Here is a 17,476-nt window from a genome sequence, read left to right on the forward strand (position 1 = left end):
CATGACCGCCGCCACCGCCCCGGCGCGGGCCACCGGGGCCTTCGCTCCGCTGCGCGCCACCGGGCGCCGGCGCGCAGCGGCCAAGCTGCTCGTGCTCGCGGTGCTCGCCGCGATCCTCGTACCGCTCGCCGAAGCGCACTGGTCCGGGGGAACCTGGCCGGACGCCCTGACCGTCGACGTCTCGGGACCGCTCGGCAGAGCCAGCGACTGGATCATCGACAACCGCGACAGCCACCCGCTGTTCCTCTACTTCTTCGGCTACATCTCCAACGCGGTCGTGGTCTGCGTACACGCCGTCTACCTGGTGCTGCTCGCCGCGGGCTGGGCCGGGGTCGCCGCGGGGGCCGGGCTGATCGCCTGGAAGCTGGCCGGCTTCCGGCTCGCGCTCACCACGGCCGTCGCGTTCGTGCTGTGCGGGCTGCTGGGCATGTGGGTGCCGACCATGCAGACGCTGGCCCTGATGGTCGTCGCCGTCCTCGCCTCGGTGCTGGTCGGCGGGGTGCTCGGGCTGGCCGCGGGCCTGTCCGACCGGGTGCACCGCGCGCTGCGGCCGATCCTGGACACCATGCAGGTGCTGCCCGCGTTCGCTTACCTGCTGCCCGTGGTGCTGGTCTTCGGCATCGGGGTACCGGCCGCCGTCCTCGCCACCGTCGTCTACGCCGCCCCGCCGATGACCCGGCTCACCGCGCTCGGGCTGCGGGGCGCCGACGAGGGAGTGATGGAGGCGGTGGCCTCGCTCGGCGCGACCGGCCGCCAGCGGCTGCTCACCGCCCGGCTGCCGCTCGCGCGCGGCGAGCTGATGCTCGGCGTCAACCAGTCGATCATGATGGCCCTGTCGATGGCCGTGATCGCCTCCGTGATCGGCGCCGGCGGCCTCGGTGACCGCGTCTACCAGGCCCTGGCCTCCGTCGACGTCGGCGCGGCGCTCGCCGCGGGCATCCCGATCGTGCTGCTCGCGGTGGTCCTGGACCGCACGACGGCCGCGGCGGGGGAGCGGCTCGGCTCCGGCGGGGCCGCGGGAGCCGGGGACGGTTCCCGGGGCGCCGCACGCGGCCCGGGCGGCTGGTTCCGGCTGCTGCGCGGCTGGCCCGGCTGGCTGCTGGTCGCCGTGCTCACCGTCGCCGTGGCCGCCGCGATGCGCCTCGCCGGGCGCCAGGAGTGGCCCGGGTCGTGGGAGGTCGACATCGCGGAGCCCGTCAACCGCGCCGTCGACTGGATGACCGGCCACCTCTACACCGGCGTGCCCTACATCGGCGGCACCGCCGACTGGGCCGGCCACTTCACCACCTGGGTGCTCGACCCGGTCCGCTCCGGGTTGCAGTGGCTGCCGTGGTGGTCCGTGCTGCTCGTGGTGGCGGCCCTCGCCTGGCTGATCGGCACCTGGCGGACCGCGCTCACCGCCGTCCTCGCGATGGCCGTGATCGGCGTGCTCGGGGTGTGGAACTCCTCGCTGGACACCCTCTCCCAGGTCCTCGCGGCCGTCGTGGTCACCCTGGTGCTGGGCTTCGCCGTCGGTATCGGGGCAGCCCGCAGCCGCCGGCTCGAAGCCGTGCTCAGGCCCGTCCTCGACGTGTTGCAGACCCTGCCGCAGTTCGTCTACCTGATCCCGGTGGTGGCCCTGTTCGGCGTCGGCCGCGCGCCCGCCGTCGCCGCCGCCGTGGTCTACGCGCTGCCGGCCGTCGTCCGCATCACCACCCAGGGCGTACGGACGGTGGACACCGCCGCACTGGAGGCGTCCCGCTCCCTCGGCGCCACCGGCGGCCAGCAACTGCGGCAGGTGCAGCTCCCGCTGGCCAGGCCCGCGCTGCTGCTCGCCGTCAACCAGGGCGTGGTGCTGGTCCTCGCGGTCGTCATCATCGGCGGCCTCGTCGGCGGCGGCGCGCTCGGCTACGACGTCGTCTTCGGCCTCGCCCAGGGCGACCTGGCGACCGGCCTGGTGGCGGGCGCGGCCATCGTCTGCCTGGGGCTGATGCTGGACCGGGTCACCCAGCCCACCGAGCGGCGCGCAGGGAAGGAGGCCTGAGATGCGCACGCACGTCACGCACCCCACGCGCTTCAGGCGCGGTTCCAGGACGGCGACCGCCGGGCTCACCGCGGTCGCGCTGGTGGCCCTGGCGGGCTGCGGCGCCGCCGACATGACCAAGCAGACCTCGCCGTTCGCGAACGCCCAGGGCGCGAGGACGGTGACGCTGTCCGTGCAGTCCTGGGTGGGCGCGCAGTCGAACGTCGCGGTGGCGAGCTACATCCTGGAGCACGAGTTGCACTACCGCGTGGACACCGTCCAGGTCGACGAGGTCCCCGCCTGGGACGCGCTCAGCCAGGGCCGGGTGGACGCGATCCTGGAGGACTGGGGCCACCCCGACCAGGAGAAGCGGTACGTCGAGGACAAGAAGACCATCGTCAGCGCAGGCGGCCTCGGGGTCACCGGCCACATCGGCTGGTTCGTCCCCACGTACTTCGCCAAGCAGCACCCCGACGTCACCGACTGGAAGAACCTCAACAAGTACGCGAAGCAGCTGCGCACCCCCGAGAGCGGCGGCAAGGGCCAGCTCCTGGACGGCTCCCCGTCGTACGTCACCAACGACAAGGCGCTGGTGAAGAACCTCCACCTCGACTACCAGGTGGTGTTCGCCGGCTCCGAGGCCGCCCAGATCACGCAGATGCGGCAGTTCGCCAAGCAGCACAAGCCGTACCTGACGTACTGGTACCAGCCGCAGTGGCTCTTCAAGAAGGTCCCGATGACCGAGGTGAAGCTGCCCGCGTACAAGGAGGGCTGCGACGCGGACGCGGACAAGGTGGCGTGCGCGTACCCGAAGACACCGCTCCAGAAGTACCTGAACGCCGGGTTCTCGCGGAACGGCGGGGCGGCGGCACGGTTGCTGAAGAAGTTCCACTGGACGCTGGAGGACCAGAACGAGGTGTCGCTGATGATCGCCGACCAGAAGCTGTCGCCGGACGAGGCCGCGAAGAAGTGGGTGGACGGCCACCGGTCCGAGTGGAAGCAGTGGCTTTCCTGACTCCATCAGGGGGTCGCCGTCCGGGTGGGGTGGTCCCTGCCGTCTCCGGTCCACCGGCGGGTGGGTGGTTGCTCGCGCAGTTCCCCGCGCCCCTATCGGGGCGCAGCCCCGGCCTATAAGGGGCGCGGGGAACTGCGCGACCAGCCACGACTGGGGGCACCTCCCACGCCCTTCAGGCAGTGGGGGACGTCGGATCGCCACCGGCCGAAAGGGGCAGTCGGGGCCGCTCGCGCCCACCTTCCGGGGGTACCCGGCAGGCCGGACGCGCCCCTGACGGGGTGTTACGTACCGCGGGCCGCCGCGACGTCCGCCGCGAGCAGGGCCGTGGCACGCCGCTGCCAGCCGGGGCCGAACGTGATCCGCGTGGCGCCGAGTCGCCCGAGTTCCGCGGGGGAGTGGTCGCCGAGCCGGGTGGCCGTGTTGATGGGGCCGTCGATGCCCGCCCGCAGGACGGGGAGCGCTGGGGGCGGCGCCCCGAGAGGGTAGACGCAGTCCGCGCCGGCGGCCACGTACAGCGCCGCCCGCTCCACGGTCTGCTCCGCCGCCCGCCGCATGGCCCCCTCGTCGCCTCCTCGCTCGGCGGAGCCGTCGCCCCCGCCGTCGGGGTGCAGGAACGTGTCGATGCGCGCGTTCAGGAACACCCGCTCGCCCGCGGCGGCCCGCACCTCGGCAAGCCAGTCGGCGTGCCGCCGCGGGTCCTGAAGAACGCCCCCGTGGGAGTCCTCCAGGTTGCAGCCGACGGCCCCCGTCTCCAGCAGCCGTTCCACCAGCTCCTTCGGCGCGAGCCCGTAGCCGGACTCCAGGTCCGCCGACACCGGCACGTCCACCGCCCGCACGACCCGCGCCACCGCCGCGAACATCTCGTCCGCGGGCGTCGACCCGTCCGCGTACCCGAGCGAGGCGGCGATCCCGGCGCTGGGCGTCGCCAGCGCCGGGAACCCGGCCTCCGCGAACACCCGCGCGCTCGCCGCGTCCCAGGGCCCCGGCAGCACCAGTGGATCGCCGGCCGGCCGCCCGTGGTGGAGCGCCCGGAACGCCGCGGCGGCCTCCGGTCCGCTCACCACTCCGTGCTCCCGGCGGGGATGCGCCGCGAGACCATCAGCCGGTTCCAGGCGTTGATGACCGTGATCAGCCCGATCAGACAGGCCAGGGCGGCGTCGTCGAAGTGCTTGGCCGCCTCCTCGTACACCTCGTCGGGAACGAAGCCTCCCCTGGCCTCCGCCCGGTCAGGGACGGCGAGCAGCGTGACCGCCTCGGTGAGGGCGAGCGCCGCACGCTCGCGTTCCGTGTAGACGCCCTCGGCCTCCTCCCACGCGTCCAGCAGGTCGAGCTGCCGCTGGTCCGCCCCGCTCTCCCGGGCGTTCCGCACGTGCATGTCGAGGCAGAAGGCGCAGTGGTTGAGCTGCGAGGCGCGGATCTGGACCAGCTCGGCCAGCACGGGATCCCCGAAGCCCTGCTTCGCGGCCCCGCTCAGCGTGATCATGGCGGTGCGCACCCCGGCGTCGAGGTGCGTGGTGCGGGCCGTCACGCGTGCTGTCCGGGCCGGTAGTGGCCCGGGACCGCGCGGGACGTCACGCCGAACCGGTTCCACGCGTTGATCACCGTGATCGCGGCGATGAGCTGCGCCAGCTCCTGCTCCGTGAAGTGCTCCGCGACCCTGTCGTACACCTCGTCCGGCACGAAGCCTCCCCCAGCCTCCGGCCGGGAGGTGCCCCCAGTCAGTACCGTGATCGCCTCGGTCAGCTCCAGCGCCGCGATCTCCTTGGGCGTGTAGAAGTGCCGCGACTCCTCCCAGGCACCGAGCTGGATGACCCGCTCCACCGACTCGCCCGCGGCCAGCGCGTCCTTGGTGTGCATGTCGAGGCAGAACGCGCAGTGGTTGATCTGGGAGGCACGGATCTTCACCAGTTCGAGCAGCACCGGGTCGACGCCCTTGCGGGCCGCCGCGTCCAGGCGGGCCATGGCCTTGTAGGCCTCGGGGGCCAGCTCGGCGAGGTTGATACGGGGTGTGTGCTCCGGGGCGCGTGCGTCACCGGCGGCAGGGGCCGCGGCGACGGTCTCGTTCGTCGTCATGCCTCGACCCTATGAGCGGAGTAGCCCAGGGGTATGGTCCATTCACATGTCGAAGTCCTGGGCCAATCTCGGGGTGGACCTCCACCTCGAACCGACCGGTTCGGGGGTGCGCAGGGGCCTGACGGACGCCCTGCGGGACGCCGTGGCCAGCGGCCGCCTCGCGCCCGGCACCCGCCTGCCCTCGTCCCGCGGCCTCGCCGCCGACCTGGGCATCGCGCGCAACACCGTCGCGGAGGCCTACGGGGACCTGGTCGCGGAGGGCTGGCTGACCGCCCGCCAGGGCTCGGGCACCCGCGTCGCGGCCCGGACGGTCCCGGGCTCCCCGGCTCCCGCGCCGCACCGCCGCCCGCCCGGCAGCCCCGCCTACGACCTGATGCCCGGCACTCCCGACCTGGGCTCCTTCCCCCGTATGGCCTGGGTGAAGGCCGCCCGCCGCGCCCTGCTCGCCGCCCCGAGCGACGCGCTCGGCTACGGCGACCCGCGCGGCCGCGTCGAGCTGCGCACCGCTCTCGCCGCCTACCTGGCCCGCGCCCGCGGGGTGCGCACCGATCCCGACCGCATCCTCATCTGCTCCGGCTTCACCCACGGCCTCACCCTCCTCGCCACGGTCCTGCGCGAGCGCGGCGTGACCGATGTGGCCGTGGAGGCGTACGGCCTCGACTTCCACTGGAAGCGCCTGACCGCGGCGGGCCTGCGCACGCGGCCGCTCCCGCTGGACGAGCGGGGCACGGTCGTGGAGCCGCTCGACGCCACCGGGGCGCCCGAGTCCGGGGCCGCGCGCCCAGGCGCCCGGCGGACCGATCCGGGAGCGGTGCTGCTGACCGCGGCGCACCAGTTCCCCACGGGGATGCCGCTCCACCCGAAGCGGCGTGCCGCGGTCGTCGACTGGGCGCGCCGCACGGGTGGCGTGATCCTGGAGGACGACTACGACGGTGAGTTCCGCTACGACCGCCAGCCCGTGGGGGCTTTGCAGGGGCTCGACCCCGACCGGGTGGTCTACTTCGGCACCGCGAGCAAGTCCCTGGCCCCCGGCCTGCGGCTTGGCTGGATGGTGCTGCCCGGCTCGCTGGCCGCGGAGGTCGCGGCGGCGAAGGGCCACTCGGACTGGTCGTGCGGGGTGCCCGACCAGCTCACGCTCGCGGAGTTCCTGACGTCGGGGGCGTACGACCGGCATGTGCGGGCGATGCGCCTGCACTACCGGCGCCGCCGCGACGAACTCGTCGCGGCGCTCGCCGAACGCGCGCCGGCGGTTCGGGTCACCGGCATAGCGGCGGGCCTGCACGCGGTGCTCGAACTGCCTGCCGGCACCGAGGAGGCGGTCCTGCACGCGGCGGCGTGGCGGGGCCTGGCCGTGGAGATCCTGGGCCGCTTCCGCCACCCCGACACGGAGGGGGCCTCAGGCCCCCATGACGCCCTGGTCGTGGGCTACGGCACACCCCCGGACCACGCGTGGCACGGCGCACTGGAAGCACTCTGCGAGGTCCTGTGCTGACCCGCCCGGCCCCGTCCGCGCAGGGGCGCGTACCCCCACTCGGCCGCAGTCGCCGACGAGACGTGCCCCCTCGCCCCTGTTCGCGTAGGAGGCGCGTACCCCCGGCCGGGCCGCTGTCGCGTACGAGACGTGCCCTCTTCGCCCCGTCCACGCAGGAACGCGTACCCCCACTCTGCCGCCGTCGCGCACGAGACGTGCCCCCTTCGCCCTCTCCGCGCAGGGTCGCGTACCCCCGCCGGGCCGCTGTCGCGTACGAGACGTGAGGGGACGTGGGGGGATGTCCGCCCGCAGTGTCCTGCGTCAGGCCCAGGGGGACCTTCTGTTGGCGGAGGACGCGGGACCGAGGACGGATATCCGCCCGCGGCCCCGCCCCACGACGTAACAGGAGGCGTTCCACCGTCCAGGGAAGTGGCGCAGGTCGTGTCCGGACCATCGGCGGGTGGCTGGCTGGTCGCGCAGTTCCCCGCGCCCCTTGTAGGGCGCTGCGCGCCCATTCGCCGTCCAGAGAGGGGGGGCGCTGGTTGTGCCCGGATCATCCGCCCGTGGCTGGTTGCTCGCGCAGTTCCCCGCGCCCCTGAGGGAACCGGGGTGCCGCCCCGCAAGGGGCGCCCCCGGAGGGGCGCGGGGAACTGCGCGACCAGCCACAACGGACCCGCACCCGCCTACCCACCGCACCGAAACGAACAGAACGCGCCCCGGCTGAACCAAGCCGCAGGCGCACCCCTCACCCCCGCGCCACAGCCTCCCGCAGCCGTTCGATCCCCCAGTCCAGATCCTCCTTGCTGATCACAAGCGGCGGCGCCAGCCGAATCGTCGACCCATGCGTGTCCTTGGCCAGCACCCCCCGCCCCACCAGCCGCTCACAGAACTCCCGCCCCGTCCCCAACGCAGGATCAAGATCGACCCCAGCCCAGAGCCCCCGCCCCCGAACCTCCCGCACGGGCCCCCCGGGCACCCCGGCAAGCGACTGCAGCTCCTGGTGGAGGTGGTCGCCCAGCTCCGCCGCCCGCTCCTGGTACTCACCGGTCCGCAGAATCGCCAGCACCTCCAGCGCCACCGCGCAGGCCAGCGGGTTCCCCCCGAACGTCGACCCGTGCTCGCCCGGCCTGAACACTCCGAGCACCTCCCGCGACGAGACGACCGCGGACACCGGCACCACACCCCCGCCGAGCGCCTTGCCGAGGATGTACATGTCCGGCACCACACCCTCGTGCTCGCAGGCGAACGTCCGCCCCGTCCGCCCCAGCCCGGACTGGATCTCGTCGGCGACGAAGAGCACGTTCTGTGCCCGGGTCACCTCCCGCACCCCGGCGAGGTAGCCCTCCGGCGGCACGATCACGCCGGCCTCGCCCTGGATGGGTTCGATCAGGACGGCGACCGTGCTGTCGGTGATCGCCGCGCGCAGGGCGGCCAGGTCCCCGTACGGCACGATGTCGAAACCGGGCGTGTACGGACCGTGGTCGTCCCGCGCCTCCGGGTCGGTGGAGAAGCTGATGATCGTGGTGGTGCGGCCGTGGAAGTTGTTCGCGGCGACCACGATCCGCGCCGTGTCGTCGGGTACGCCCTTGACCCGGTAGCCCCACTTCCGCGCCGTCTTGACGGCGGTCTCGACGGCCTCGGCGCCGGTGTTCATCGGCAGCACCATCTCCATGCCGCACAACTCGGCGAGCTGCGCGCAGAAGTCGGCGTACCGGTCGTGGTGGAACGCGCGCGACGTCAGCGTCACCCGGTCGAGCTGCGCCTTGGCGGCATCGATCAGGCGCCTGTTGCCATGGCCGAAGTTGAGCGCCGAGTATCCGGCCAGCATGTCCAGATAGCGACGGCCCTCCACGTCCGTCATCCAGGCGCCCTCGGCCGACGCCACGACGACGGGCAGCGGGTTGTAGTTGCGGGCGCTGTTCTCCGCGGCCGAGTTGATGAAGACGTCGGTTGCAGTCACGGGAGCTCCGTTCTTACGGCGGAAGGGGGCTTGTGGCCCAATTTCTATCGTCGCTCGCCGAACTCGGAAAGAAACCTTTCGCATGAATGTGCTGCGCCGAATGGTCCATCGCACTCACATCGGACCCACGTCGCACCCACATCGAACTCTCCGAGGCGACCGGGACCACCCGGATGTCCCGCGCGCCCGGCAGGCCCCACATGCGCCGCAAGCCCCGTGAATACGGGACAACCCCCCGCCCCCTGGCTAGGCTGTCTTCCACGCACGACGACTGGCGCACAGGGAAGCGACCCTGGGGGAATCGTGCAGGGGCTGAAGCTTCGAGGTGCCGCCCTCCCGATCCCGGGCCGTCCGCAGAGCGTGGCCGCGGGATGTGTCGGGAGCGCGCGGGACCGCGGAACCACGACCCCGGGGTGCCGCCCGCCTGGGCACGCCGGGACACGACCGGACCAGGACCAGCTCGCCCCGGAGGACCGATGTCTCTTCCCCGCACCCCGAACTCTCCGAATACCCCGAACCCGCCGAACTCCCCTGGCTCCCACCCCGCCCTCTCCGCGGCCGACCCCGACGTCGCCGCGCTGGTGGCCGCCGAGGAGCAGCTCCAGGCCGACACGCTGCGGATGATCCCCAGCGAGAACTACGTCTCGGCCGCCGTGCTGGAGGCCACCGGCACCGTCCTCACGAACAAGTACAGCGAGGGCTACCCCGGCCGCCGCTACTACGAGGGGCAGCAGAACATCGACCCCCTGGAGCGGCTCGCCGCCGAGCGTGCCCGGTCCGTCTTCGGGGTCGAGCACGCGAACGTGCAGCCGTACTCGGGCTCCCCGGCGAACCTCGCCGTCTACCTCGCCTTCGCCGAGCCCGGCGACACCGTCATGGGCATGGCGCTGCCCATGGGCGGCCACCTCACCCACGGGTGGAGCGTTTCGGCCACGGGGAAGTGGTTCCGGGGCGTGCAGTACGGGGTGCGCCGCGACACGGGCCGCATCGACTTCGACCAGGTCCGCGAGCTGGCACTCGCCGAGCGGCCCAAGCTGATCTTCTGCGGCGGCACCGCCGTGCCGCGCACCATCGACTTCGCCGCCTTCGCGGAGATCGCCCGCGAGTGCGGCGCCGTGCTGGTCGCGGACATCGCCCACATCGCGGGGCTGGTCGCGGGCGGCGCGCACCCGTCGCCCGCGCCGCACGCCGACGTGATCTCGACGACCACCCACAAGACGCTGCGCGGGCCGCGCGGCGCGATGCTGATGTCCCGCGAGGAGCACGCCAAGGCCATCGACAAGGCGGTCTTCCCCGGGCTCCAGGGCGGGCCGCACAACCACACCACGGCCGCCATCGCGGTCGCCCTCCACGAGGCGGCCCAGCCGGCGTTCCGCGACTACGCCCGCGCGGTGGTGGACAACGCGCGTACGCTCGGCGAGGAGCTGCTGGCCCGCGGCTTCGACCTGGTCTCCGGCGGTACCGACAACCACCTGATCCTGATGGACCTCACCCCGAAGGACGTGCCGGGCAAGGTCGCGGCGAAGGCCCTCGACCGGGCGGGGATCGTCGTCAACTACAACACCGTGCCGTATGACCCGCGCAAGCCGTTCGACCCGTCCGGCGTGCGGATCGGCACGCCCTCGCTGACCTCGCGGGGCCTCGGGGTCCAGCACATGCCGGCGATCGCCGAGTGGATCGACCGCGGCGTGACGGCCGCGGGGGCGGGGGACGAGGACACGCTGGCGAAGATCAGGGCGGAGGTCGGGGAACTGATGCGTGCGTTCCCCGCGCCCGGACTCGCGCAGTCCTGACGCCACCTCCGGCGGCCCCGGGATCCGTCCCCGGGCCGCCCCCCCCCGGGCCGCCGGACGGAGGGCCGTCCCTCCGACGAGGTGATGTCCTCAAGCGCCGGACGGGCTGGATGGAGGGTGGGTTCTCTCCGTCTTCCCGTGCGGGCCGGTGGCCGGGGAGTCGCCCTGCGGGCTCGTCCTCAAACGCCGGACGGGCTGGATAGGGGTTGGCGGTCCCGAGCGCCGGATGGGCTGGAATGGGGTTGGCGGTCCCGAGCGCCGGACGGGCTGGAATGGGGTTGGCGGTCCCGAGCGCCGGATGGGCTGGAATGGGGCTGGCGGTCCCGAGCGCCGGACGGGCTGGATAGGGGCCGGCGGTCCCAAACGTCGGACGGGCCGGAACTGGCCGGACGGGCTGGGACTCGCCGGCCAGACCCGAGCCGGACCCGAGCCGGACCCGAGCCGGACCAGAACCGGAAGGGGAAGGGGAACCGTAAGAGGAACCCCCGCCCGGCCGGAGCTGGCCACGATGTCCGTGTCCCGGCGGGATCCTGGCCGGTGGGGAACATCGAGTGAGACGAGAAACACAGCCCGTGGTCCCACCTCGCCGCTTCGCCCCCGCACCCCCGCCGACCGGCGCGGACACCCGTCGGAGATCGGTTCCCCAGCGGTCGTGCACACCTGAGAGAATGATGGGCATGGCCACTGACCGCCCACTCGCCGCTCAAGACAACCCGCAGCCCGACGGATCCGCACCGGGTGCGCGACCCCGCGTGCTGTCCGGGATCCAGCCCACCGCGGGCTCGTTCCACCTGGGCAACTACCTCGGCGCCGTGCGCCAGTGGGTGGCCCTTCAGGAGACCCACGACGCGTTCTACATGGTCGTGGACCTGCACGCGATCACGATTCCCCAGGACCCGGCGGAGCTGCGCGCCAACACCCGGCTCGCCGCGGCCCAGCTCCTCGCGGCCGGTCTCGACCCGGAGCGCTGCACGCTCTTCGTGCAGAGCCACGTCCCGGAGCACGCGCAGCTCGCCTGGGTGATGAACTGCCTGACGGGCTTCGGCGAGGCCGGGCGGATGACGCAGTTCAAGGACAAGGCGGCACGGCAGGGCACCGACAGCACGTCGGTCGGCCTCTTCACGTACCCGATCCTCCAGGTCGCGGACATCCTCCTCTACCAGGCCGACCAGGTCCCGGTCGGCGAGGACCAGCGCCAGCACGTCGAGCTCACCCGCGACCTCGCCGAGCGGTTCAACGGCCGCTTCGGGTCGCTGTTCACCGTGCCGGCGGCGTACATCCTCAAGGAGACCGCCCGGATCTACGACCTCCAGGATCCGACGATCAAGATGAGCAAGTCGGCGTCCACCCCCAAGGGCCTGATCAACCTCCTGGACGAGCCGAAGAGCACCGCCAAGAAGATCAAGAGCGCGGTCACCGACACCGACACCGTGATCCGGTTCGACCCGGAGGCCAAGCCCGGCGTCAGCAACCTCCTCGGGATCTACTCGACGCTCACCGGCAGCACCGTCGAGGAGTTGGAGAAGAAGTACGACGGCAAGGGGTACGGCGCGCTGAAGACCGACCTCGCCGAGGTCGTGGTGGAGTTCGTGACGCCCTTCAAGGAGCGCACCCAGCAGTACCTGGAGGACCCGGAGACGCTGGACTCGATCCTCGCGAAGGGCGCGGAGAAGGCCCGCGCGGTCGCCGCGGAGACCCTCGCGGGGGCCTACGAGCGGGTGGGCTTCCTGCCCGCCAAGCACTGACCACGCCGCCCACGACCGCCCGCCGCCTGCCGGCCCGGGCCGATCCCCCGGGCACCGGCCGGCCTGGCCGGCCCGGCCGACCGACCGGTCGGCGCGACGTCGTGTCGGCCGTACAGTCAAAGGGGGACCGGACGCGCGTGCGGGTCGCCGGCCCGGTTCGGGCCGGGGTGGCGGCCTGCCCGATTCGGCCGGTCCAGCGAGCTCAGCCAGTTCAGCCAGCCAACCAGCCCCGACAACACGACGGGAGTACGACGTGGGGACCGTAACGATCGGTGTGTCGATCGCGGTCCCGGAGCCACACGGCAGCCTGCTCCAGGAGCGGCGCGCGGGCTTCGGTGACGCCGCGGCCCACGGCATCCCCACCCACGTCACCCTGCTCCCGCCGACCGAGGTCGACGAAGCGGCGCTGCCCGCGATCGAGGCGCACCTCGCGGGTGTCGCCGACGCCGGGCGGCCCTTCCCGATGCGGCTGTCGGGGACGGGAACGTTCCGGCCGCTGTCGCCCGTCGTCTTCGTGCAGATCGTCGAGGGCGTCGACGGCTGCGCGTGGCTCCAGAGCCGGGTCCGCGATCCGTCCGGGCCCGTCGCACGGGAGCTCCAGTTCCCCTACCACCCGCATGTGACGGTGGCGCACGGGATCGACGAGGCCGCGATGGACCGGGCCTTCGAGGAGCTTTCGGGGTACGAGGCGCAGTGGTCCTGCACCGGCTTCGCGCTCTACGAGCAGGGGGCCGACGGGACGTGGCGCAAGCTGCGCGAGTTCGCCTTCGGCGGGCCGCGGGTGCCCCCGCAGGCGACCCCGCACACGGCGCACGGGCCCCGGCCGGGGGACGGCGTCCCAACCCTTGGCGCCCACCCGGCGTGCGATACGCGTCCTATACGGTAAGCGCCGCTCAGGCCCCGGGACCCCGGGGTCGGTTTTGCACACCACGTGGGCAGTGACGCGAGGCGGGCGTCGTCCCCTTACTTGACGGCCACAGCGCCATCAGAGCCTGTGGCCATAGGCGTTGAGTAATGCCGAGATCAGTTGGGGGACCGAACTGTGCGGATTCGGTGGCGCGTGCTTTACCTTCGCCTCTTCGCATCTGGAGGCGTGGGACATGGCCTCCGGATATTTTTCGTACGGGAACCCTTCTGGCATGCTCTTTCCGGAGAACCCTTGCTTGCGCAGGAGTCTGGAAAGCTCAGTCGCACCTGTCCATGAAGTGCGGTTCTCGAAATGCCATAGTAGCCAGATTTCGAAGCACGGTGAGCTGATCGGTGACTACTCGAACGGCTTTTGCTCTAAATAACGCCGTGAGTTTTTCAAAGTATTGTGGCTCTGTGTTGATGCCTTCGGTGGCGATGAGAATCTTTGTGTGTTCAGATCGCCTGTTCTTTGACTTTGAGATCTTCTGGGGGCCACGCAGTTGTCGACGACTCATGCTTGAGTCTCCATCTGGAGAGACGCAAGTAGTTCCTCCCAGGCGAGTGTGGGCACCGCACCGTACCTCCCGCCGAGATAACGCCGCTCCACGTTGTGATCCTTTTTGACCGGGAAATCCGTCAGAGGGTAGATCTCCGTGACTCCCTCGGGAGATTTCTCGGAGAACCACATCTCCTCCCTGTCCAGGCCGTCACCTGCGAGGTGCCCCATCAGGGACGTGCCGTGTGAGGTGAATACGAGCTGGGCCCCAAGCGGGTTGACCTCCGGGGACTTGAACATCGCAATGAGTGCTGACGCGAGCCGAGGGTGCAGGCTGGAGTCGAGCTCGTCCACAAGCAGTGCGCCACCGTACTTGATTTCTCGGAGTGCGGGCAATGCGAGCGAAAGCCATGCGACAGTGCCACTGCTTTCTTCGCTCAATCCCAGATTGTGCGGATCCTCGGCGGGTGATCCCTTGTGCCAGAAGCTGATCACCTTCCGCTGCTCTTCGAGGAAGTTGGCGAAGAGCTTCTCTTCGTCATCTCCCTTGTCCAGAACGGCTTTCATTGCCCTGCGTAGGGTCGACTGCGTCTTCTCGTCGATTTCGACTTCCTCCAGCGAGAGACGGTAGATCCCGAGATCGGCGAAGCGCAGCAGACTCTGGGCGTGCTGTAGGGCCTCCTTGTCTTCTATCCATTTCTTGACCGACATGATTCGGGTCTGTTTGTAGTATTCAGAGAACGCGGCGTAAGGCAAATGCCTGGTCAAGTAGTGGTGAATCCTCCGCAAGTAGGCATGATTGGCCATACTTGCGGTGGAGAGGTACAAGTTGTAGCGCCCCATGAGGTGGGAGATTCGCGTATTTTCTCCCTTGAGGCTCCTGCTGAAGGTCACCGCGTTCGGCTCTGGTCCATCTCTCTCGAAAAGGAGCCGGCGCCGACCCTCCGGAAATGAGTGGAGCCACTCGGAGGCGATTCCGCCGGAGTCGCATTCGAAACCGTACACATGACGTGTCCCCTTGACCGTGAAGTCGATTTCGTATGCGGAGGTTTCCCTCCTGGACTCCTTGTCCAAGCGGAACGGAGCGAATGGGAAGGATTCGCGCTCACTCCACTTGGCGGAATCACTGATGGCCTTCACTGCGAAGTCCATTGCATCAAGGAGCGTGGTCTTCCCTGACGCGTTGGGGCCGAAGATGCCGATGACCCGGTTCGTCACCGAGCCCCAGTCTCCGTCCTTGGGGCGCACGCCCTCGAAGCTTGACTTGGTGAACACGAGTTCGGCGGTGTCACGGATGGACTTGTGGTTCGTGACACGGAACCTCAGAAGCATGGCTATCTCGGGGGCTAGGTGCAGTTTCATCCGCTATGAGGACGATTACCGCCCTGTCTGCTCCTCAAACGGTACGCCTTGTGTAGCTGCACTGTCAGCTACATCTGCTTACCCACCTGGGTTGGTGGAACCTGGCTTGGTAAAGCGGGTTCGGCCGGAGGTCTTCCTGGTCCGCCGTTCCTACATCGGCAACCGCCGGAACACCGGCCGTGGCACATGCCGGAGTGCCGACATCAGGTAGCGCAGGGATCCTGGTACCCATACCGTCTCCGTGCGGCGCAGCAGGCCCGTCTCGATGGCCTCGGCGACCGCCGCCGGTGTGGTGGCCAGCGGTGCGGCGGTGCGGCCCGCCGTCATCCTGGTGTGGACGAAACCGGGGCGCACCACCATGACGTGCACCCCCGTGCCGTGCAGGGCGTCGCCGAGGCCCTGGGCGAACGCGTCCAGGCCCGCCTTGCTGGAGCCGTAGATGAAGTTGGCGCGCCGGGCCCGCTCGCCGGCGACCGACGACAGCACCACCAGCGAGCCGTGGCCCTGCGCCTGGAGGGCCTTGGCGCACACCAGGCCCGCGGAGACCGCCCCGGTGTAGTTCGTCTGCGCCACCCGGGCCGCCGCGACCGGATCGCTCTCGTCGTGCGCCTGGTCGCCGAGGACCCCGAAGGCGAGCAGCACCATGTCGACGTCCCCGCCGGGGCCGCCGGCCGCGAACGCCTTGCCGAGCACCTCCTCGTGGGACCCGTGGTCGAGCGCGTCGAACGGGACCGTCCTGGCGTCGGCGCCGAGGCCGCGCAGCTCCTCGGCGGCCGCATCGAGGCCGGGCGAGGGGCGGCCCGCCAGCCAGACCGCGCGGGTGCGCCGCGCGATCAGGCGGCGGGCGGTGGCCAGCGCGATCTCGGAGGTGCCGCCGAGGATCAGCAGGGACTGGGGGGTGCCGAAGGCGTCCTTCATGGGGTGCTCCTCACGGGCCGCTGAGGGCCGACGGGGCGTCAGAGGCGGAGACGGCGGCGTGCCGGCCGAGACGGCGGGTCACAGGCCGAGACGGCGGGAGAGGTCCGAGGTGAAGACGGCGCCGGGGTCCAGGTCGGCGCGCAGCGCGCGGAAGTCGTCCAGGCGCGGGTACATGGCGGCCAGCAGCTCGGGCCGCAGCCGGGAGTCCTTGGCGAGGTAGACCCGGCCGCCCGCGCCGGCCACCTCCTCGTCGAGCTCGTCGAGGAACGCGCCGAGGCCGGGCAGGTTCGCCGGGATGTCCAGCGCGAGCGTCCAGCCGGGCGCGGGGAAGGAGAGCCAGCCGGGGCCCGCCTCCCCGAAGCGCTTGAGCACCGCCAGGAACGACGGGCAGCGGCGCTCCGAGATGCGCCGCACGATCCGCCGCAGCGCCTCCTGACGCCCGTGGCCGACGACGAACTGGTACTGCACGAAGCCGCTCCGCCCGTAGATGCGGTTCCAGTGCGGCACGCCGTCCAGGGGGTGGAAGAACGTGGAGAGCCGCTGGAGCTCGCCGGTCATGGCCCTTGGCGCCCTGCGGTACCAGAACGCGTTGAACAGCCCCACCGAGCGGCGGCCCAGCAGCCCGTCGGGGACCAGCGCGGGGGCGCCCGGCAGCCGGCCGGGGCGGAAGGCGAGGGGCGCGCGCCGGGCGCGGGCGGGCAGCGCGTCGAGGGGCGCGTGGTCGCCGCGGGTGAGGACGGCCCGGCCGAGGGACGCGCCGCGCGCGAGCAGGTCGATCCAGGCGACCGAGTAGCGGTAGCGGTGGTCGGAGGCGGTCAGCCGGTCCATCAGGTCGTCGAGGTCCGTGGCGCGTTCGGTGTCCACGCGCATCAGGGACGTCTCGACGGGCAGCAGCCGGATCGTCGCGGTGAGGATCACGCCGGTCAGGCCCATGCCGCCGGCCGTGGCGTCGAAGAGCGGCGTGCCGGGTTCGATGGTGCGGACCTCGCCGTCGGCGGTGAGCAGCTCCATCGAGACGACATGCCGGGTGAAGGAGCCGGCGCCGTGGTGGTTCTTGCCGTGGATGTCGGCGCCGATCGCCCCGCCGACCGTCACGTAGCGGGTGCCGGGGGTCACTGGCACGAACCAGCCGAGCGGAAGCAGCACCTCCATCAGCCGGTGCAGGCTGACGCCGGCGTCGCAGAGCACCAGGCCGTTCGCCGAGTCGATGACGTGGACGCGGTCGAGCCCGGTCATGTCGAGCACCGCACCGCCCGCGTTCTGCGCGGCGTCGCCGTAGGCGCGGCCCAGCCCGCGCGCGATCGCGCCGCGCGCGCCGGGGCGGGCGCAGGCGCGCACGGCGTCCACGGCCTCCGTGTAGCTGCGGGGGTGCAGCAGTCGCGCGGCGGTCGGTGCCGTGCGGCCCCAGCCGGTGACGGCGACCGGCTCGGCGCCCGAGCCCGCGGCGGGAGGCGTCCCGGTGACGGCGGCCATGGCGGACCTGGCGGTCGTGGGGGACCTGGCGGTCGTGGGGGAGCCGGCGGTCGTGGGGGAGCCGGGCGCGGTCGGCGCGGTCGGGCCGCCCGCGGGCACGAGCGTGCCGTCCACGGGCACGGGCGTCGGGCCCGGGGGACGGGAAAGAGCGTCGGCAGCGGCGTCGGCGGCCTCGGCAGCGGTGTCCGCGGCGATATCGGGGGACATGGGTGGACGGTATGCCGCCGCACGATCGGTTTGAACGATTCTGTGGTTGTCT

14 protein-coding genes are annotated in these 17,476 nt (G+C 71.7%); 6 read left to right on the forward strand and 8 right to left on the reverse strand.

Annotated elements, in window-relative coordinates:
* Position 1: 1 nt before the first annotated feature.
* Both Sm713_RS03485 and Sm713_RS03490 read left to right on the forward strand, forming a co-directional pair.
* Positions 2 to 2,023, forward strand: a complete 2,022-nt coding sequence (locus tag Sm713_RS03485) for an ABC transporter permease subunit (protein WP_212908215.1) — start codon at positions 2 to 4, stop codon at positions 2,021 to 2,023.
* Between the two features lie 112 nt (positions 2,024 to 2,135).
* On the forward strand, positions 2,136 to 3,017 hold the full coding sequence (locus Sm713_RS03490; protein ID WP_249416498.1) for an ABC transporter substrate-binding protein: 882 nt from the start codon (positions 2,136 to 2,138) through the stop codon (positions 3,015 to 3,017).
* 281 nt (positions 3,018 to 3,298) lie between these two features.
* Here Sm713_RS03490 and Sm713_RS03495 read toward each other — a convergent pair whose 3' ends face one another.
* From Sm713_RS03495 to Sm713_RS03505, 3 genes are read right to left on the reverse strand one after another with little or no spacing between them, the layout of a single operon-like run.
* A complete protein-coding gene (locus Sm713_RS03495) occupies positions 3,299 to 4,081 on the reverse strand; it encodes an isocitrate lyase/phosphoenolpyruvate mutase family protein (RefSeq protein ID WP_212908217.1) in 783 nt (260 codons plus the stop codon).
* The gene (locus tag Sm713_RS03500; protein WP_212908218.1) at positions 4,075 to 4,545 is read right to left on the reverse strand and encodes a carboxymuconolactone decarboxylase family protein; all 471 of its coding nucleotides are present in this window, start codon (positions 4,543 to 4,545) and stop codon (positions 4,075 to 4,077) included. Before Sm713_RS03500 ends, Sm713_RS03495 begins: the two co-directional genes overlap by 7 nt.
* A complete protein-coding gene (locus Sm713_RS03505; RefSeq protein ID WP_212908219.1) occupies positions 4,542 to 5,090 on the reverse strand; it encodes a carboxymuconolactone decarboxylase family protein in 549 nt (182 codons plus the stop codon). The genes Sm713_RS03500 and Sm713_RS03505 overlap by 4 nt, the downstream gene beginning before the upstream one ends.
* A 46-nt stretch (positions 5,091 to 5,136) precedes the next feature.
* Here Sm713_RS03505 and Sm713_RS03510 point away from each other — a divergent pair, with 46 nt between their 5' ends.
* A complete protein-coding gene (locus tag Sm713_RS03510) occupies positions 5,137 to 6,582 on the forward strand; it encodes a PLP-dependent aminotransferase family protein (RefSeq protein ID WP_212908220.1) in 1,446 nt (481 codons plus the stop codon).
* 724 nt (positions 6,583 to 7,306) lie between these two features.
* Here the strand turns inward: Sm713_RS03510 and rocD are convergent.
* On the reverse strand, positions 7,307 to 8,521 hold the full coding sequence (gene rocD / locus Sm713_RS03515; RefSeq protein ID WP_249416058.1) for an ornithine--oxo-acid transaminase: 1,215 nt from the start codon (positions 8,519 to 8,521) through the stop codon (positions 7,307 to 7,309).
* Positions 8,522 to 8,997: 476 nt separating this feature from the next.
* Between rocD and glyA the strand changes: the two genes are divergently transcribed.
* From glyA to Sm713_RS03530, 3 genes are all read left to right on the forward strand, one after another.
* A complete protein-coding gene (glyA, locus tag Sm713_RS03520) occupies positions 8,998 to 10,314 on the forward strand; it encodes a serine hydroxymethyltransferase (RefSeq protein ID WP_212908221.1) in 1,317 nt (438 codons plus the stop codon).
* 677 nt (positions 10,315 to 10,991) lie between these two features.
* A complete protein-coding gene (gene trpS / locus Sm713_RS03525) occupies positions 10,992 to 12,059 on the forward strand; it encodes a tryptophan--tRNA ligase (RefSeq protein WP_212908222.1) in 1,068 nt (355 codons plus the stop codon).
* Between the two features lie 253 nt (positions 12,060 to 12,312).
* On the forward strand, positions 12,313 to 12,945 hold the full coding sequence (locus Sm713_RS03530) for a 2'-5' RNA ligase family protein (RefSeq protein WP_212908223.1): 633 nt from the start codon (positions 12,313 to 12,315) through the stop codon (positions 12,943 to 12,945).
* A gap of 99 nt (positions 12,946 to 13,044) precedes the next feature.
* Here Sm713_RS03530 and Sm713_RS41575 read toward each other — a convergent pair whose 3' ends face one another.
* The 4 genes from Sm713_RS41575 to Sm713_RS03550 form a co-directional block, all read right to left on the reverse strand.
* Complete coding sequence (locus Sm713_RS41575; protein WP_212911748.1) at positions 13,045 to 13,317, reverse strand: RloB domain-containing protein; 273 nt, start codon at positions 13,315 to 13,317, stop codon at positions 13,045 to 13,047.
* A 162-nt stretch (positions 13,318 to 13,479) separates the two neighbouring features.
* Entirely contained in the window at positions 13,480 to 14,826 is a 1,347-nt protein-coding gene (locus Sm713_RS03540; RefSeq protein ID WP_212908224.1) for an ATP/GTP-binding protein, read from the reverse strand.
* Between the two features lie 150 nt (positions 14,827 to 14,976).
* Complete coding sequence (locus Sm713_RS03545) at positions 14,977 to 15,744, reverse strand: decaprenylphospho-beta-D-erythro-pentofuranosid-2-ulose 2-reductase (RefSeq protein ID WP_212908225.1); 768 nt, start codon at positions 15,742 to 15,744, stop codon at positions 14,977 to 14,979.
* A gap of 78 nt (positions 15,745 to 15,822) precedes the next feature.
* A complete protein-coding gene (locus tag Sm713_RS03550) occupies positions 15,823 to 17,217 on the reverse strand; it encodes an FAD-binding oxidoreductase (RefSeq protein ID WP_212911749.1) in 1,395 nt (464 codons plus the stop codon).
* Positions 17,218 to 17,476: the final 259 nt, after the last annotated feature.

This window comes from Streptomyces sp. TS71-3, from assembly GCF_018327685.1.
Taxonomy (GTDB): Bacteria; Actinomycetota; Actinomycetes; order Streptomycetales; family Streptomycetaceae; genus Streptomyces.

What these genes read in the sequence shown, in the direction of transcription:
- Sm713_RS03550 (WP_212911749.1), bottom strand. Translation starts at nt 17,217, where the DNA reads ATGGCCGCCGTCACCGGGACGCCTCCCGCCGCGGGCTCGGGCGCCGAG.
- Sm713_RS03545 (WP_212908225.1), bottom strand. Translation starts at nt 15,744, where the DNA reads ATGAAGGACGCCTTCGGCACCCCCCAGTCCCTGCTGATCCTCGGCGGC.
- Sm713_RS03510 (WP_212908220.1), top strand. Translation starts at nt 5,137, where the DNA reads ATGTCGAAGTCCTGGGCCAATCTCGGGGTGGACCTCCACCTCGAACCG.
- glyA (WP_212908221.1), top strand. Translation starts at nt 8,998, where the DNA reads ATGTCTCTTCCCCGCACCCCGAACTCTCCGAATACCCCGAACCCGCCG.
- Sm713_RS03540 (WP_212908224.1), bottom strand. Translation starts at nt 14,826, where the DNA reads ATGAAACTGCACCTAGCCCCCGAGATAGCCATGCTTCTGAGGTTCCGT.
- trpS (WP_212908222.1), top strand. Translation starts at nt 10,992, where the DNA reads ATGGCCACTGACCGCCCACTCGCCGCTCAAGACAACCCGCAGCCCGAC.
- Sm713_RS03485 (WP_212908215.1), top strand. Translation starts at nt 2, where the DNA reads ATGACCGCCGCCACCGCCCCGGCGCGGGCCACCGGGGCCTTCGCTCCG.
- Sm713_RS03505 (WP_212908219.1), bottom strand. Translation starts at nt 5,090, where the DNA reads ATGACGACGAACGAGACCGTCGCCGCGGCCCCTGCCGCCGGTGACGCA.
- Sm713_RS03490 (WP_249416498.1), top strand. Translation starts at nt 2,136, where the DNA reads ATGACCAAGCAGACCTCGCCGTTCGCGAACGCCCAGGGCGCGAGGACG.